Below are 16617 nucleotides of genomic sequence, written 5' to 3'. Positions count from 1 at the left end.
TCACCTCCGGGTCGCTGTGCGCTGGACCCACAGATTGATCAGGACGGCGCCGAGGAGCATCACGCCGAGGAAGGCCTTGAACCAGTCGGGGTTCCAGCCGGCGTAGACGATGCCCTGCTGGACCATGCCGAACATGAACGCGCCGAAGACCGGGCCGATTGCGGAACCAGAGCCGCCGGTCAGCAGGCAGCCGCCGATCACCGCGCCGGAGATGTAGATCAGCTCGATGCCGACGCCCTCGCCGGACTGCACGGTGTTGAACGAGAACAGTTGGTGCATGCCGACGAACCAGGCGCCGACGCCGACCAGCATGAACAGCGAGATCTTCGTGAAGGCGACCGGGACGCCGACCGCGCGGGCCGACTCTTTGTTGCCGCCGACCGCGAAGATCCAGTTGCCGTACTTGGTGCGCAGCAGCACCCAGGTGGCGATCGCCGCGAACAGCAGCCACCAGAAGACGGTGATCTTCACCTGGACGCCGCCGATGTCGAAGCTGGAGGCGAAGACCTTCCTGGCCTGGTCGAAGCCGTCCATGTTGCTGATGTCGTCGGTGGCGACGTTGCCGGTGACCAGCTTGGTCACCGCGAGGTTGACCCCTTGCAGGATCAGAAAGCTGCCCAGGGTGACCAGGAAGCTCGGCAGTCCGGTCTTGACGACCATCCAGCCGTTGAAGAAGCCGATCGCCAGCGACACGATCAGGGCGGCGATGACGCCGACCCAGACGTTCATGCTCAGCTGGTAGGCGGTCATGCTCGCGGTCAGCGCCGAGGTGATCACCCCGACGCCGGCCGACAGGTCGAACTCGCCGCCGATCATCAGCAGTGCCACCGGGACGGTCACGATGCCCAGGGTGGAGGACTGGTAGAGGATGTTCGCCATCGAGCTGGCGTCGCGCACCGGCGGCGCCGCGATCAGGAAGAACACGTAGACGGCCACGGCACCGAGGAAGACGCCCACGTCGGGGCGGGCCAACAGCCTTACGATCATGGACCGTTCGGCGGTGCGCCCGTCGGTGTCCTTGGGGCCGGGGGCCGGCGGTGTGGTCACCGCCGGCTCGGCGTGCTGGATCATGCTCGTCACCGGGTTCCCTTTGCGGCGAAGGCGGCGACCTTGTCGACGTTGGACTTGTCGACGAAGGCCGGGCCGGTCAGCACGGGCTGCTCACCGCCGCCGCTGTAGTTGCCGTTGTTCTTGTAGAGCCACAGCGCGTCGACGGCCAGGTAGCCCTGGAGGTAGGGCTGCTGGTCGACGGCGAACTGGATGGAGTTCTCCTGGATGGCCTTGATGAGGTCCTTGTTGAGGTCGAAGGTGGCGACCTTCGCCTTGCTGCCGGCGTCCGAGACCGACTGCGTGGCGGTCAGCGCGATCGGCGCGGCAAGCGTGACCACCTCGTCGATGGACTTGTCTGCCGAGAGCTTGGCGGTGATCGTCGACTTCACCGACGGCATGTCGGTTCCGTTGACGTAGAGGACGTCGGTCTTGCCGGAGAAGGTCTTCTTCACGCCGTCGCAGCGCTGGGTCAGGGCGACGTTGCCCTGTTCCTGGACGACGCAGACGGCGTGCTTGGCGCCGATGTCATTGAGCTTCTTGCCGAACGCCTCGCCCGCCACGGTCTCGTCCTGGCCGAAGTACTCCAGGAGGCCCAGACTCTTCCACTGGCTCAGGCCGGCGTTGAGGCCGGTCACGGGTATGCCGGCCTGCTCCGCCTTGGCCAGGACGGACTTCATGGCGTCCGGCTTGGCCAGCGTGACGGCAATGCCGTCGACCTTCTGGTCGATCGCGTTCTGCACCAGGTTGGCCTGGTTGCCCGCGTTGGGGTCGGCGGAGTAGATAAGCTTGATGTTGTCCTTGGCCGCGGCGGCCTCGGCGCCCTTGCGGACGGTGTCCCAGAAGGTGTCGCCGGGGGCCTGGTGGGTGACCAGCGCGACGGTCATGCGGGGCGTGGTGGCCTTGCCCGCCGACGCGCCGTTCGCGGTCTCCTCGGACTTCTTGCCCCCTGAGCTGCTGGAGCAGCCGGTGGCGAGAAGAGCACCGGTGAGAACGGTGGCGGCCAGTGCGGCGGCTCTGTGGTGTCTGTGCATGTCCCTTGCACCTCGCTGTGCTGATCAGGGTGGGAATGGGGTTCCGGCCTCGGGAGGCCCGCGCCCGGCCGAGTGGCGCGGGCGAGCGGTTGATGAGAACGCCGTGTGCGGCGGAAGGTGTCGTCTGCGGCAGCCAATGGGTGTGTGCGGCTCGGCAGCCTATAGAACGTGCTACTAGTACGTTCTAGATGTCCGTACTATTGGATGCCCCGCTGGCGATGTCAAGAGGTTTGTCAGGACGTATCGACAACATGGACTGCCTGGCTGCCGACGTGATCTCGAGGATGTCGGGCGTTCGCTCCTCTTCCTGCCGCTCGATCCGGCGTCCGGAAAGGACCGCGCTGACGGACGAAGCATCCGTGGTGAACCTGATCAGCCATCTCATCGAGCGCAGAAGCTGTCCCCCACTCTGACCCGGGATGTCGTGGTCCAGCGGGATCACGGGTGCCGATGCCCAACGAGGTCGACCTGCCGGCCGATCTCTCGGCACCACGATGCCTCCGATGACAACGGTGGCGAAGCTTCCACGGACGCCGTCGCCAAGGTGGTTCAGCAGTGTGGTGCCCTCAACGGAGTACGAGGAGGCGCCGTCGAGGGTGACGATGCCGTACTCATAGGTCTGGTCGGCGACTTCCGAGACATCCGAAATCACCCGGTAGCCAGCGGAGTGATTCACGGTCGCGCCGTCCTAGGAGTAGAGCGTCTGGGGTCGCGACAGCTTCTCCACGCGTGCCGGCCGTACCAGGAACGTCACTTCGGCGCAGGCTAACTGCAGCTGGTATCCGGTTATGACGCCCATTGCTCCAGCTCCGACAAGCAGGACGTGGGGGACAGCGGAAAGCGACGCGTCGCAGGGCACAGGTGTTCCTCTTCGTGGGTGAGGGGAAGAAGCCCGGAGGCCAGCTCCGCGTGCGGCGCTGGCCTCCATGGAGGTTGGATTGACTTCAGAGGGTCATACGACGACGGTGCGGATCTGCTCACCCGCCTCCAACGCTCGAATGGCGTCGTTCACCTCGTGCAGTGGTACGCGGCGCGTGACCATCGACGCGAGATAGAGGCGCCCTGTCTCCGCCAACTCCACGATCAGCGGAATGTCCCGCCGGGCCTGCGTACCGCCGTAGAGGCTGCCGCACAGCCGTTTGTCGTCCGAGGCCAGGGAAAACGCGGGCATGGTGATCATTGCGTCGGCGGCCGGCATTCCGACGAGGGCGACCGTCCCGCCGCGGCGGGCGGTGTCCCACGCCTGGGTGATGGTCGTGGGGTTGCCCACCACTTCGAAGGTGTAGTCGGCGCCGCGTCCGCCGGTGAGACGCCGGACTTCGTCGACCAGGTCGGCGCTCGTGGGGTCGATCGTGTCCGTCGCGCCGGAACCGAGCGCGGCCGACCGCTTGTTCTCCAGGGGATCGACAGCGATGATCCGGGCGGCACCGGCGATCCGCGCGCCTTGGATCACCGCCTGACCGACACCGCCGGAGCCGATGACCACGACGCTCGAACCCGGCTTCACCTGAGCCGTGTTGAACACCGCCCCCAGGCCGGTGGTGATGGCGCATCCGATCAGCGCGAGCTGTTCGTCCGGCAGGTCCGTGGTCACGGGGACCACGCTTGCCTCGTGCACGGTCATCGCCTCGGCGAAGGTGCCGAGGCCGACGAAGGCTGGAACCTCCGTGCCGTCGGTCCTTTTGACGCGCGTCGCCGAGGTCATGGCCATGCTGTTGTCGCAGAGGTGGGTCATGTCGCGGACGCAGTACCAGCAGGTGCCGCACACAGCGCCCACGGTGCCGATGCCCCGGTCGCCGACGGCGACGGAGGTCACCTCGGAGCCGATCTCCGCCACCACTTCGGCGCCCTCGTGGCCGAGAAGGGCTTGAACCCGACGCGCCACTACAAGACGGTGCAGTCCGGCGAGCTGGGTTTCGGATTCGCGCTCGCCGTTGCCGGGTCTTCGAAGTCAAGCGGTGCGGAGGTGTCCGCGGGCTCGCCGTGTGGTGACGCAAGGTGTCGGTAGTCGCTGGCTGTCGGCGTTGCGGAAGCCGAACGCGTGGCGGGCGACGAGCTTGATCACGCGGTTGATGCCTTCGCTCTTGGCGTTGCTGTGTCCGGTGTTGATGAACGCCTCGATCTCGGGCCACCAGCGGTCGACGGTGGCGGCGAGGGTGCGGACTTCGGGGATGTCTGCGTCCGCGCACCAGGTGAGGAACTTCCAGCGGGCATGGCCCACTTGGCTGCGGTTCGCGTCGGTGCGGGCCAGGGCGAGGCTTTCCTTGGCGATCCACGCCGTCAGCAGTGTCTGCCCGATCTTCCCTTCGTCCAGCAGCGGGTTCCACATGCGCTCGAACTGCTCGTGGCTGAGGTCCTTGCGGTTGCGGAGCAGGCGGCGTCGGGCTTTCCACTCGGGGTCACTGGCTCGTCCGCGCCGACCGCGGAGCTCGGTGGTGGTGCGGCGCCGGACCAGGGAGAGCATCTTGTTCGCGAGCTGCACCACATGAAAGTGATCGACCACGACGGTGGCCTCGGGCAGGCCGGTGCGGATCGCGGCCCGGTAGGTGGCCGACATGTCGATGGCGACGTATCGGATGGCTTTCCTCCAGGTCAGGGGGGGAGAGCCAGGCCAGTACGTCGGCGACGGTGCGGCCCTCGACCTGCCCGAGCAGTCCGCCGGATCCGAGGTCGTCGACGAACCCGGTGTGCCAGCGGTCCCTGGTCATCTTCCACTTCCCGGTGTCCGGGTCCTGTTCCCAGCGGGGCTTGCCGCGCCTGGTCTCATCGATGCCCAGCACCTCGACCTCGGGCAGCGGAGCCTCGACGGCCTCGCGGGCGGCGGCGCGGAAGGCGTTCATCACGGTCGGCCAGGACAGGTGCAGATCACGGGCCGCCTGGATGACCGTGGAGCCGGCATCCCGCACACGCCGCCCGGACGCGGCCCGCAGCCGCCCGGTGATCCGGGCCCCGGCCGGTATCTGCTCGATCCGCTCGGTGAACGACCGCCGTGGACAGGCCGTCTCACGGCACCACCAGCGCCGCTTGTGCCAGACGAACTCCAGCCCGCCCTCCCCGTAGGGCAGATCACGTGGCCGGGGGGCCGCCCAGCCCTTCACGCAGGAGGCGAAGACCCCGCAGGCCGGGCAGGCCCGGGCCGAGGCATCCGCCGTGGCCAGATGGACCCGGCGCCCACCGCACTGAAGCCGCTCGACCCGCATGACGGACACCCCGTCGAGGTCCAGCAGCAACGTCGTATCGTTGACCAAGCCCGTGGCTCCCAGACGATCATTCTGCCTAGAGAACAGAAATGATCACCCAGGACCACGGGCGTCCTGCGTCCAGGGCCACCAACAGCCCACCCACCACCATGCAGTGACTGTCAGTCAGCGCACACGAAGGGCACGCCGCTCAAGTTCGAAGACCCAGATTAGCGAGAGAATTGAGACGAGGCTGAGAAGGCGATGGAGATCAGCTCAGACCGGCGGACGTGAGCCAGGCCTTGGCGACGTCGCTCATGTCGTCGAGCTTGGCGACCTTGCTGTTCAGCTCCATGAGTCCCTCGGTGGTCAGCGCCGCGGACACGGCGTTGAGGGTGCTGGTGACGGTGGGGGTGACCTTGTCCTTGTTGATGACGGGCAGGATGTTCTCGGCCAGGAAGAGGTTCTTGTCGTCCTTGAGGGTGACGAGCTTGTTCTTGGCGATGGCGGGGTCCGTGCTGGTCAGGTCACCGACCTGCACCTGGTTGTTGGTGATGGCGGCGAGGGTCAGCGGGCCTCCGGCGTCCAGCGAGACGAACTTCTTGAAGGACAACCCGTAGACGCTCTTCAGCCCGACCACGCCGTTGACCCGGGTCTTCCACTCCGGCGGTGCGCCCAGTGCCATCGTGCCGGCCACCGGGGCGAGGTCGGAGATGGTGGTGAGGTCGTGGGCGGTCGCCGTCTTCTGGGTGACGGCCAGCACGTCCTTGTCCTCCGCCGTGGACTGCTTGAGCGCGGAGATGCCAGAGGGCAGCGCCTTGGTCAGCGCGGCGGAGACCTCGGCCGGGCTGCTGGCCTTCGTCTTCGGGTCGAAGTACTGGAGCAGCGCGCCCGTGTACTCCGGGAGGAGATCGATCGAGCCGTCCTTGAGCGCGGGGATGTACGTCTCCCGGCTGCCGATGTTCAGCCGGGTCTTGACCTTGACGCCCTTGGCCTTCAGCGCCTCCGCGTAGATGGTGGCGAGGAGTTGGCTCTCCGTGAAGTTCGCCGACCCGACGGTGATGGTGTCGGCGGCGGACGAGGCGCCGGCCGTGGCGCTGGTGCTCATCGGGTCACCGCCGCTGCCGCACGCGGTGAGGACGAGGGCGCCGGTGGCGGTCAAGGCCGCGAGGCCGAGGAGCTTCTTGCTTCTTGTGGACGCGCTGTTCATGGGACTCTCTTCACTGTGCGGTGGCGGTGGCGGTGGCGGATGCCGGTACTGCGGGAGGGGAAGTGCGGCGGGAGACCCTGCGGGTGAGGCCGGGCGAGACGAGGAGCCTGGCCAGCCCGAGCAGGAGGAGTTCGACGGCCAGGGCGAGCGCGGCGACGAGGATCGCTCCGCCCGCCATCTGCGCGTAGTCGCTCTGGGCGAGGCCGTCGATGAGGAACCGGCCGAGACCGCCGAGCGAGACGTAAGCAGCCACGGTCGCGGTCGCGATGATCTGCAGCGCCGCGGCCCGGATCCCGGACAGGATCAGCGGCAGCGCGCACGGCAGTTGAACGCGCAGCAGGATGTCCCGGCCACGCCAGCCCATGCCGCGCGCGGCGTCGACGGCGGCGGCGTCCACCGCGAAGACACCCGCGTAGGTGTTGGTCAGGATCGGCGGCACCGCGAGCAGGACGAGCACGATCAGGCTCGGAATGGTGAACGCCAGGTCGGAGGCGATGTGCGGGGTGATCAGCAGCACCGCGATCATCAGCACACCCAGCGTCGGCAGGGCACGCAGCGCGTTGGCGAGGCCGCCGACCAGGAAGGCGCCGCGCCCGGTGTGACCGATCAGGAGGCCGACGGGCACGCCGATGACGAGGGCGATGGCCAGCGCCATGCCGGACAGTTCGAGGTGGGCCAGGGTCTGGGCGGGGATGCCGTCGGGACCGCTCCAGTTGACGGGATTGGTGAGCCAGCCGGTGATGCTCGTGCTCATCGGGCGGACCTCCTGGGCTGCCAAGGGGTGAGCGAGTGGCCGGCGAGCAGGATCAGCCCGTCCAGCACCAGCGCGATGACCAGGCTCAGTACGACGCCGGTGACGATCGGGGTGAAGAAGTGCAGCTGGAAGCCCTGCGTGAACAGCGAGCCGAGCTGCGGCACACCGAGCAGCGCAGCCATCGACACGATGCTGACGTTGGAGACCGCCGCGACCCGCAGCCCGGCGGCGATGACCGGTACGGCGATGGGCAGTTCGATCCGTATCAGCCGCTGGTGCGACCGGTAGCCCATGGCGTGGGCGGACTGGATGACGTCGGCGGGTACGGCCGCCAGCCCGTCGGCCACGACCCGCACCAGGAGCGCCGTTGTGTAGACGCTCAGCGCGATGACCACGTTGACCGGGTCGAGGATCCGGGTGCCGAGCAACTTCGGCAGCAGGATGAACAGAGCGAGGGAGGGCACCGTGTAGACCAGCCCGGCCAGCGCCACCAGCATCGGGTAGAGCCGGCGGCTGCGGTGGGCCAGCCGGCCCAGCGGCAGCGCGACCAACAGGCCGATGAGCAGCGGCAGTATGGACAGCCAGAGGTGCCATGCGGTGAGGTCGGCGATCTCTCCGGCGTTGTGGCGGAGCCATTCCGCGGCGGTCACAGGTGGCTCCCGGCGGGGGCCTCGGCGGCGGACCCGGCGGCGGGTTCGACGGACCCAGCGGTGGCCCCCGCGGCGGACTCGACGGCGGACCCAGCGATGGCCCCCGCAGGGGCGGTCACCGACGCGGCCTCTTCGATCGCGCGGGCCACGGCTGTCGGCGACACGGTCCCGGCCAGGTGTCCTTCGGCGTCGACCAGGACACCGCGACCGCTGGGAGAGGACAGTGCCGCGTCCAGCAGTTCGCGGAGGGTGCCGTCCGTACGGGCAGTGGTGGCGCTGAGGTTGAGGTCCTGCTCGGTGACCCGGTCGCCGTCGAGCCGGTCGAGCGCGGCCCAGCCGACCGGCTCACCGCCGGGGGCGGTGACCAGGATCCAGCCGTCCAGCGCCGCCGCCTCGGCCTCGGCGCGCGTCGCGCCGAGCATGACGGCAGGCTCGGCGGCGGGAATCACGCCGTCTCCCGTACCGGCGAAGCCCAGCGCCCGGTAGCCCCGGTCACGGCCGACGAAGCCCGCGACGAAGGCGTCGGCGGGCCGGGCCAGCAGCTCGGCCGGGGCCGCGGCCTGTGCGAGCCGCCCGCCCTCGCGGAGCACCGCGACCTGGTCGCCGAGCTTGAGCGCCTCGTCGATGTCATGGGTGACCAGCACGATCGTCTTGCCGATCTCGCGCTGGAGGCGGAGGAACTCCTCCTGCAACTGGGCGCGTACGACCGGGTCGACGGCGCTGAACGGCTCGTCCATCAGCAGGTAGGGCGGGTCGGCGGCCAGCGCGCGGGCGACACCGACGCGCTGCTGCTGGCCGCCGGACAACTGCCAGGGGTAGCGGTCGGCGAACTGCGGGCCGAGGCCGACCCGTTCCAGCAGTTCCAGGGCCCGGGTCCGGGCCTCGCGGCGGCCGAGCCCGAGGAGCCGGGGCAGCGCCATGACGTTGTCGGCGACGTTCTTGTGCGGGAAGAGGCCGGCGTGCTGGATGACGTAACCGATCTTCCGCCGCAGCTCGGTGGCGTCGGTCCCGGAGACCGGCTGTCCGCCCAGCGTGATGGTGCCGGAGGTGGGCTCGATCAGGCGGTTGACCATGCGCATGGAGGTCGTCTTGCCGCAGCCGGACGGCCCCACCAGAACGGTGATCTTCCCGGTCGGTGCCTCCAGACTGAGCCGGTCGACGGCGACCGTACCGTCCGGATATGCCTTGGTGACGTTGTCGAATCGGATCATGACATTCTCTCCGTTACGGTGCCGTATGTCGGCTGTGCCAGCTGTGCCGGCGGCGGTAGCTGCCCGCCGAGCGAACGCGACAGGTCGTGGGCCTCACCGGCGAGCCGGACCCCGATCCGTACGACCTTGTCGCCGCGCAGCCGGTAGTCGGGGACCACCACGCTCAGGGCGGCGATCACCCTGGACCCGGTGAGCAGTGGTGCCGCGATCGCGGTGACGTCGTTCTCGACGCCGTCCTCCACGACGACGTAACCCCGGGCCGGCGTCTCCCCCGCGAACACCGCCCCGACCGCGCTGGCGCGCCGGGGGATCGTCCGGCCCACCCAACTGGTGTGCCGGACCGAGTGAGTGCCCTCGGTGATCGCGATGTACAGGGCGGTGTCCTCGTGCGAGGGGATGCTCAGGTACACCGACTCCCGGGTCACCGCGACGATCCGTTCCATCGCCTCGCGGCAGTACGGCACCAGGGACTCGTGACTCAGGGCCCGTGCCCCGAACTGCACGATCCGGGTGCCGGGGCGGAACGATCCGTCGGCCTCGCGTCGTACGAAACCGCCGTTCTCCAGCGCGCGCAAGAGGCGCAGCGCGGTGCTGGCCGCCAGCCCGGTCTCCCGGGCGCTCTCCGCCAGGGTGATGGCCCCGTGCTCGCAGACCACGCCGAGCAGAGCCATCGCCCGCTCCGCAGTCCGTGTCGACGTTTCGCCCATGCCCCACCTCCTGAATAGGTGGCAACACTAGGGACGGTTCTTTTCGGATGTATTCAGTACGGTTTCTGTTGAGTGAATCCCGATTGCCACCAGACGGAATACGCGAAACGCATGGTGGCGACTTGCGCGCGAAGAGTCACTACCCAGCAGGGGAAATGCTCCTAGAAGGGCAGGATTGCACTGCCATAGATATGCGCGGAGCCCGAAAGAACATCCTGAGCAGGCCGCTCTGCCACCTGGTGGCAATCGGGTTTCATCGGGCAGAAACCTCGGCGAGTGAGACGCGAAACCGGGCGTCCATAGCGTCCGATTCCATACACACGCACCGCTGGGAAGGAATACCGTGAGTGATTCTCGGGAGCCGGTGGCCATCGGATCCACGCCGCTGTCCATTGACGACATCGTGGCGGTGGCGCGACACGGCGCCCCGGTGCTGCTCACCGAGGAAGCCGCCCTGGCGGTCAAGGGCATGCGCGTCCGGATGCTCGCGGGCCTGGACGCGGACGGACCGCCCGTCTACGGGCTCACCACGGGCGTCGGCGACCTCTACGACGTGTCGGTCGCCCCGGAGCACGTGTCGTCGGCCCAGCTGAAGATGCTCAAGAGCCATGCCTGCGGGGTGGGCGAGCCCTACCCGCCCGAAGTCATGCGCGCCATGATCCTCCTGATCGTGCGGGCGATGGCCCAGGGCCGCAGCGGAGTGGGCCTCGGTCTGGTCGAGACCCTCGTCGCGATGCTCAACCGAGGCGTCACCCCCTGGTCCCCCGGCCGCGGCTCGGTCGGCTATCTGATCGGCACCGCACACATCGGCCTGGTCACGGCCGGTCTCGGCCGGGCGTACTTCGAGGGCGAGCTGCTGCCCGGCGCCGAGGCGATGCGCCGCGCCGGTCTGCCCGTTCTCGAACTGGGCCCCCGCGAGGGTCACGCCCTGGTCAGCGGCACGTACGAGGTGACCGCGATGGCGGCGCTCGCCGTCCACGACGCCCGGCTGCTGACCGCCGCCGCCGACATAGCGGCGGCGATGAGCGTGGAGGCCCTGCGCGGCAACGACCGCGCCTTCGACCCCCGCGTCCAGCAGGTCCGCCCGCACCCCGGCCAGGCGGCCACCGCCGCGAACCTGCGCGCCCTGCTCGACGGCAGTGCGATCGTGGCGGCGCACCGTCACCACCGCCTCCAGGACCCGCTGAGCCTGCGCTGCGCGCCCCAGGTCCACGGCAGCGTGCGCGACGCGCTGGACTACGCCGAGCGCACGGTCACCATCGAGGCCAACTCGGTCACCGACAACCCGCTGTTCTCCGTCGCCGGCGACGAGCTCACCGCCCACACCGGCGGCAACGGCCACGGCGCCCCGGTCGCCATGGCGCTGGACGTCCTCGCCATCGCCGTCACCCACCTGCTCAACATCTCCGAGCGCCGCACCGACCGCCTCACCAACGCCCACTTCAGCGAACTGCCGGCCTTCCTCGCGGCCCCCGGCGGCGAGGACTCCGGCTTCATGATCCCGCAGTACGTCGCCGCCTCGCTGGCCGCCGAGGCCCGCGCACTCGCCCAGCCCGCCTCCGTGCACAACATCCCGACCTCGGCGATGCAGGAGGACCACGTCAGCATGGGCGTCCCCGCCGGCTGGCAGGCCCGGCAGGCGGTCGAGTACGCACAGCAGGGCCTCGGCATCGAGATCCTGGCGGCGGCGCAGGGGCTGGAGCACCACGGCACCCTGCGCCCGGGAGCCGGGACGGGGGCCGCGTACCGAGCGGTCCGGGAGCGGGTGGCCGCCCTGGAGGAGGACCGCGAGATGTACCCCGACCTCGCGGCGGCCCGGGAGCTGGTCGCGGACGGCAGCCTCGTGGCGGCCGTGGAAGCAGCAGTGGGAGGACTGGCCCGATGAAGAGCACGGTGACGAGCGAGAACAACGCAGATCAGGACCGCCCGCTGTCCGGCGTCAAGGTCCTCGACCTCTCCCGGGTCCTGGCCGGTCCGCTCTGCGGGGCGCTGCTCGGTGACCTCGGAGCCGAGGTCACCAAGGTCGAGATGCCCGGCGCCGGCGACGACTCCCGGCACTTCGCCCCGCACATCAACGGCGAGAGCTCGTACTTCATGATGCTCAACCGGGGCAAACGCGGCATCACCCTCAACCTGAAGTCCGATGAGGGCCGCGACCTGCTGCACCGCCTGGTGCGCGACACGGACATCCTGATCGAGAACTACCGGCCCGGCGTCACCGCCCGCCTCGGCATCGACTACGACACCCTGGCCGCCGTCAACCCGCGCCTGGTGTACGTCAGCATCTCCGGCTTCGGCCAGACCGGACCACTCGCCCACCGCCCCGCCTACGACCACATCATCCAGGCCATGGGCGGCATCATGAGCCTCACCGGCTGGCCCGGCACCGGCCCGACCCGCGTCGGCGAGTCCATCGGCGACGTCGTCGCCGGGATGTACGGCTCGTACGGTGCCCTGGCCGCGCTCCGGCAACGCGACGTCACCGGGCACGGGCAGCACGTGGATGTCGCCATGCTCGACTCCGTGCTGTCCCTGCTAGTCGTGTCGCTGTCCCAGTTCACCGCCGACGGCACCGAACCCGAGCGGATCGGCAACCGTCATCCGGTCTCCGCCCCCATGGACAGCTTCCCCGCCCGCGACGGACAGGTCGTCCTCGCGGTCGCCAACGACGCCCTCTTCGCCCGTCTGTGCAAGGAGACCGGCATGCCCGAACTCCTCGACGACCCCCGCTTCGCCACGGACGCCCAGCGCGCCCGCCACCACGCCGAACTCCGGGTACTGATCGAGAACTGGACGCGTGGCCTGACGGTCGACCAGGCCGTGAGCCGGCTGGAGGCGGCGGGCGTACCGGCAGGTCCCATCTGGAGCCTCAAGGAGGCCCTGGACAGCGACCACGCGCGGCAGCGACAGCTGCTGGGCACCGCACGGCACCCGGTGGCCGGCGAGGTCGCCGTGATGCGACAGCCCGTCCGCTTCTCCGGAGCGCAGCCCGCCGCCCCCGCACCCGCGCCGGTCCTCGGGCAGCACACGGACGAGGTGCTGGCCGCCGCGCTCGGGCTGAGCCCCGACGAGATCGCGGGCCTGCGCGCCCGTGGCGCGATCTGAGCCCCTGAATGGAGAGAGAGATGCCGGAGAAGAAACTGCCCACCGTGGCGGTGATCGGCGCCGGGACCATGGGCGCGGGCATCGCCCAGGTCTTCGCCCGAGCGGGCTGCCGGGTCGCCCTGTGGTCCCGCAGCGAAGCCACCCTGGACGCCGCGCGCGCTCTCGTCCCGGACGAGGTCCTCTGCACGCGTTCGCTGCCGGAGGCGCTGGACGGCGCGGACGTGGTGAGCGAGAACGTCGCCGAAGTGGTCGCCCTCAAGCAGGACGTCCTCGCCTCGATCGAGGCCGCGGTGACACCGGACTGCCTGCTCACCACCAACACCTCCAGCGTGCCGATCACCCTGCTGGGCACGGCACTTGACGATCCCGGCCGGTTCCTCGGCATGCACTGGTTCAATCCCGCGCCGGTCATGCCGCTCGTCGAACTCGTCGCCGGCGAGGCCACCACCGCGACGGCGATGGAGCGCGCCGAGTCGCTGACCCGGCGGCTCGGCAAGCTGCCCGTCGTCGTACGGGCGGATGTCCCCGGCTTCGTCGTCAACCGTATCCAGTACGCGGTGCTGCGCGAGGTGCTGCACCTGGTGGAGTCGGGCGTGACCTCCGTGGCGGACGCCGACCTGGCGGTCCGTACGACGCTCGCCCCACGCTGGGCGGCCTGCGGCCCACTGGAGCTGATGGACCTGGCCGGGCTGGACGTGGTCGAGCAGGTGTCGGCGATCCTGATGCCCGAGCTGAGCCGCTCGGCCGAAGTGCCGGAGTCCGTGAGGAAACTGGTGGCCGAAGGCGCTCTGGGCGCCAAGTCGGGACGCGGCTTCTACGAGTGGCCCGGCGAACGGGCCGACCGGGTCAAGGCCCACCGGGACGCCGTCGTCAGGCAGTTGACCCACGATGGCTGACGGCACCGGCACCATTCTGACCCGTACTGAGGACGCGGTCGGCCACGTCCGCCTCCACCGCCCCGAAGCGGCCAACGCGTTGAGCCGCGCCATGATGACGGCTCTGCTGGACGCCGTACGCGCCTGGGACGCCGACCCCGACGTCCGCTGCGTCGTCATCAGCGGCACGGAACGCCTCTTCGCGGCCGGCGCCGACATCGCCGACCTGGCGGAACTCTCGGAGTCCGGCCCGGTCGGCACGTACCTCGATGATTTCAGCGACCTGTGGGAGGCCCTGTACGCCACCCGCATCCCTCTCGTCGCGGCGGTCAACGGCCATGTCCTGGGCGGCGGCTGCGAACTCGCCATGATCTGCGACCTCGTCATCGCCTCGGACACCGCCCGCTTCGGCCAGCCCGAGCTGCGTCTCGGTGCGATCCCCGGTGCGGGCGGCACCCAACGCCTCGTCCGCGCGGTCGGCAAGGCCCTCGCGATGGACATGATCCTCACCGGCCGCACCATCACCGCCCCCGAAGCCCTCGCCGCCGGCCTCGTCAGCCGCGTCGTACCCCCCGACCAGCTCGACCGCACAGCCCACGACACGGCCCGCACCATCGCCGCCCACCCCGCGACCGCGGTCCGACTGGCGAAGGAGGCGGTGCTGACGGCCTTCGAGACGCCCCTCTCTGTCGGCATCCGCACCGAACGCCGCCTGGCCGCCCTCAACTCCTCCACCGACGACCACACCCAAGGCCTGCGGGCCTTCCTCGACAAGCGCCGGAGCAACGAACGATGACTGGAATTTCTGGACCGAGGACCGTGCGCGCTCCCCGCGGGAGCTCGCTCAGCGCGCAGGGCTGGCAGCAGGAGGCGGCGCTGCGGATGCTGCAGAACAACCTGGATCCGGAAGTCGCCGAGCACCCCGACAAGCTCGTCGTCTACGGCGGCACGGGAAAGGCGGCGCGGGACTGGCGGTCGTTCGACGCGATGGTCCGCACCCTGCGGACCCTGAAGCAGGACGAGACGATGCTGGTGCAGTCCGGCCGTCCGGTGGGGGTGATGCAGACCCACGAGTGGGCCCCGCGCGTCCTGATCGCCAACTCCAACCTCGTCGGCGACTGGGCCAACTGGGAGGAGTTCCGCCGTCTGGAGGCCCTCGGCCTGACCATGTACGGCCAGATGACCGCCGGCTCCTGGATCTACATCGGCACCCAGGGCATCCTCCAGGGCACCTACGAGACCTTCGCCGCCGTCGCCGCGAAGAAGTTCGGCGGCACCCTCGCGGGCACGATCACGCTGACGGCCGGCCTCGGCGGCATGGGCGGCGCCCAGCCCCTCGCCGTGACGATGAACGACGGCGTCGCGATCTGCATCGACGTCGACCCGCGCGCCATCGAGCGCCGTATCGAGCACCGCTACCTCGACGTGAAGGCCGACTCCCTGGAGCACGCCCTGCAGCTCGCCGTCGAGGCCCGCGACGCCCGCCGCCCGCTCTCCATCGGCCTGCTGGGCAACGCCGCCGAGCTGCTCCCGCGCATGCTCGCCGAAGGCGCCCCCATCGACATCGTGACCGACCAGACCTCGGCCCACGACCCCCTCGCCTACCTCCCCGTCGGCGTCGACTTCGACGACATGGCAGACGCGGCCGCCAAGGACCCGGCGGGCTTCACCACCCGCGCCCGTGAGTCCATGGCCAGGCACGTCGAGGCGATGGTCGGCTTCATGGACGCCGGCGCCGAGGTCTTCGACTACGGCAACTCGATCCGGGGCGAGGCCCAACTCGCCGGATACGGGCGGGCGTTCGCCTTCCCCGGCTTCGTGCCCGCCTACATCCGGCCGCTGTTCAGCGAGGGCAAGGGGCCCTTCCGCTGGGCCGCCCTGTCCGGTGAGGCCTCCGACATCCACAAGACCGACAAGGCGATCCTGGAGCTCTTCCCGGAGAACGAGTCCCTGCACCGCTGGATCAAGATGGCCGGCGAGCGCGTCCACTTCCAGGGCCTGCCCGCCCGTATCTGCTGGCTCGGCTACGGCGAGCGGGACAAGGCCGGCGAGCGGTTCAACGACATGGTCGCCAGTGGTGAGCTGGCCGCCCCGCTCGCCATCGGCCGCGACCACCTCGACTCGGGCTCCGTCGCCTCCCCGTACCGCGAGACCGAAGCCATGCTCGACGGCTCCGACGCGATCGCCGACTGGCCGCTGCTCAACGCCATGGTCAACGTGGCCTCCGGCGCGTCCTGGGTCTCCATCCACCACGGCGGCGGCGTCGGCATGGGGCGCTCCATCCACGCCGGCCAGGTCTCCGTCGCCGACGGCACCGCACTCGCCGGCGAGAAGCTGCGCCGCGTGCTGACCAACGACCCAGGCATGGGCGTCATCCGCCACGTCGACGCCGGCTACGACATCGCGGAGACGGTCGCCGACGAGCGGGGCGTCCGGGTGCCTATGCGCGAAGGCGTCTGATCCCCGGAACGCGCATCGCTCTCCCAGAACGCGCCGAGGTCACCGCCGCTCACTCCACGAACAGCCCGCGCGCCGCCTCCCCCGCGTCGAACTGCTCCAGCCGGGCCTGCGCGTCCGGCAGGTCGTCGCAGATCGCCTCCAGCAGCACCCGGCCCAGCAGCATCGGCGCGCAGGCGGTGTCGAAGGCGAGCCCGGTGCCGACGGCGGCCGGCAGCAGCAGGTCGGACACCTTGGCGACCGCCGCGAACGCGGAGTCGGCGACCCTGACGACGGTCAGTCCGGCCTCCTTCGCGTACGTCATCGTGTTCACGACCTCGCGGGGATGCCAGGGCAGCGCGAAGCACAGCAGCGTGGAGGCGCCCGCGCGGACGGCCGCGTCGGGGCC

The 16617-nt window shown here is 69.8% G+C and carries 16 protein-coding genes and 2 pseudogenes; 5 read left to right on the top strand and 13 right to left on the bottom strand.

Going from position 1 to position 16617, the window contains the following annotated elements; translation table 11 throughout:
- The 12 genes and pseudogenes from OG562_RS12775 to OG562_RS12725 form a co-directional block, all read right to left on the bottom strand.
- Entirely contained in the window at window positions 1-1071 is a 1071-nt protein-coding gene (locus OG562_RS12775) for an ABC transporter permease (RefSeq protein ID WP_266409246.1), read from the bottom strand.
- A 5-nt stretch (window positions 1072-1076) separates the two neighbouring features.
- Window positions 1077-2081: a substrate-binding domain-containing protein gene (locus OG562_RS12770; RefSeq protein WP_266396749.1), complete on the bottom strand. Its 1005-nt coding sequence runs from the start codon at window positions 2079-2081 to the stop codon at window positions 1077-1079.
- Window positions 2082-2265: 184 nt separating this feature from the next.
- Window positions 2266-2757: a hypothetical protein gene (locus OG562_RS12765; protein WP_266396748.1), complete on the bottom strand. Its 492-nt coding sequence runs from the start codon at window positions 2755-2757 to the stop codon at window positions 2266-2268.
- 12 nt (window positions 2758-2769) lie between these two features.
- Entirely contained in the window at window positions 2770-3009 is a 240-nt protein-coding gene (locus tag OG562_RS46235; protein ID WP_353962837.1) for a 2-dehydropantoate 2-reductase N-terminal domain-containing protein, read from the bottom strand.
- 24 nt (window positions 3010-3033) lie between these two features.
- A complete protein-coding gene (locus tag OG562_RS12760) occupies window positions 3034-3966 on the bottom strand; it encodes a zinc-binding dehydrogenase (RefSeq protein WP_266396746.1) in 933 nt (310 codons plus the stop codon).
- A gap of 66 nt (window positions 3967-4032) precedes the next feature.
- Window positions 4033-4638: a transposase gene (locus tag OG562_RS12755; protein WP_266396744.1), complete on the bottom strand. Its 606-nt coding sequence runs from the start codon at window positions 4636-4638 to the stop codon at window positions 4033-4035.
- 277 nt (window positions 4639-4915) lie between these two features.
- A pseudogene (locus tag OG562_RS12750) lies at window positions 4916-5281 on the bottom strand (transposase family protein); the annotation flags it as partial.
- A 250-nt stretch (window positions 5282-5531) separates the two neighbouring features.
- The gene (locus tag OG562_RS12745; protein WP_055634690.1) at window positions 5532-6470 is read right to left on the bottom strand and encodes an ABC transporter substrate-binding protein; all 939 of its coding nucleotides are present in this window, start codon (window positions 6468-6470) and stop codon (window positions 5532-5534) included.
- 10 nt (window positions 6471-6480) lie between these two features.
- Window positions 6481-7224, bottom strand: coding sequence for an ABC transporter permease (locus OG562_RS12740; RefSeq protein ID WP_266396742.1), 744 nt, complete (start codon window positions 7222-7224; stop codon window positions 6481-6483).
- On the bottom strand, window positions 7221-7874 hold the full coding sequence (locus OG562_RS12735; RefSeq protein ID WP_266396739.1) for an ABC transporter permease: 654 nt from the start codon (window positions 7872-7874) through the stop codon (window positions 7221-7223). Before OG562_RS12735 ends, OG562_RS12740 begins: the two co-directional genes overlap by 4 nt.
- A complete protein-coding gene (locus OG562_RS12730; RefSeq protein WP_266396736.1) occupies window positions 7871-9085 on the bottom strand; it encodes an ABC transporter ATP-binding protein in 1215 nt (404 codons plus the stop codon). Before OG562_RS12730 ends, OG562_RS12735 begins: the two co-directional genes overlap by 4 nt.
- Window positions 9082-9792 carry an IclR family transcriptional regulator gene (locus OG562_RS12725; RefSeq protein ID WP_266396734.1) on the bottom strand — a complete coding sequence of 237 codons (711 nt, stop codon included), beginning with the start codon at window positions 9790-9792 and terminating at the stop codon, window positions 9082-9084. The genes OG562_RS12730 and OG562_RS12725 overlap by 4 nt, the downstream gene beginning before the upstream one ends.
- Window positions 9793-10135: 343 nt before the next feature.
- Between OG562_RS12725 and hutH the strand changes: the two genes are divergently transcribed.
- The 5 genes from hutH to hutU are packed head-to-tail and all read left to right on the top strand — an operon-like array spanning window position 10136 to window position 16232.
- A complete protein-coding gene (gene hutH / locus OG562_RS12720) occupies window positions 10136-11677 on the top strand; it encodes a histidine ammonia-lyase (RefSeq protein WP_266396732.1) in 1542 nt (513 codons plus the stop codon).
- A complete protein-coding gene (locus OG562_RS12715) occupies window positions 11674-12897 on the top strand; it encodes a CaiB/BaiF CoA-transferase family protein (protein WP_266396731.1) in 1224 nt (407 codons plus the stop codon). Before hutH ends, OG562_RS12715 begins: the two co-directional genes overlap by 4 nt.
- A 20-nt stretch (window positions 12898-12917) precedes the next feature.
- The gene (locus tag OG562_RS12710; protein WP_266396729.1) at window positions 12918-13793 is read left to right on the top strand and encodes a 3-hydroxyacyl-CoA dehydrogenase family protein; all 876 of its coding nucleotides are present in this window, start codon (window positions 12918-12920) and stop codon (window positions 13791-13793) included.
- A complete protein-coding gene (locus tag OG562_RS12705; protein ID WP_055634697.1) occupies window positions 13786-14568 on the top strand; it encodes an enoyl-CoA hydratase-related protein in 783 nt (260 codons plus the stop codon). The genes OG562_RS12710 and OG562_RS12705 overlap by 8 nt, the downstream gene beginning before the upstream one ends.
- A 5-nt stretch (window positions 14569-14573) precedes the next feature.
- A complete protein-coding gene (hutU, locus tag OG562_RS12700; protein WP_266409245.1) occupies window positions 14574-16232 on the top strand; it encodes a urocanate hydratase in 1659 nt (552 codons plus the stop codon).
- A gap of 49 nt (window positions 16233-16281) precedes the next feature.
- Here the strand turns inward: hutU and OG562_RS12695 are convergent.
- Window positions 16282-16611 (bottom strand): annotated as a pseudogene (locus tag OG562_RS12695) (MurR/RpiR family transcriptional regulator); the annotation flags it as partial.
- Window positions 16612-16617 lie beyond the last annotated feature (6 nt).

Source organism: Streptomyces sp. NBC_01275 (genome assembly GCF_026340655.1).
GTDB lineage: Bacteria > Actinomycetota > Actinomycetes > Streptomycetales > Streptomycetaceae > Streptomyces.
Note: the sequence above shows the minus strand (reverse complement) of the source record. Positions and strands in the feature narration are given on the sequence as shown.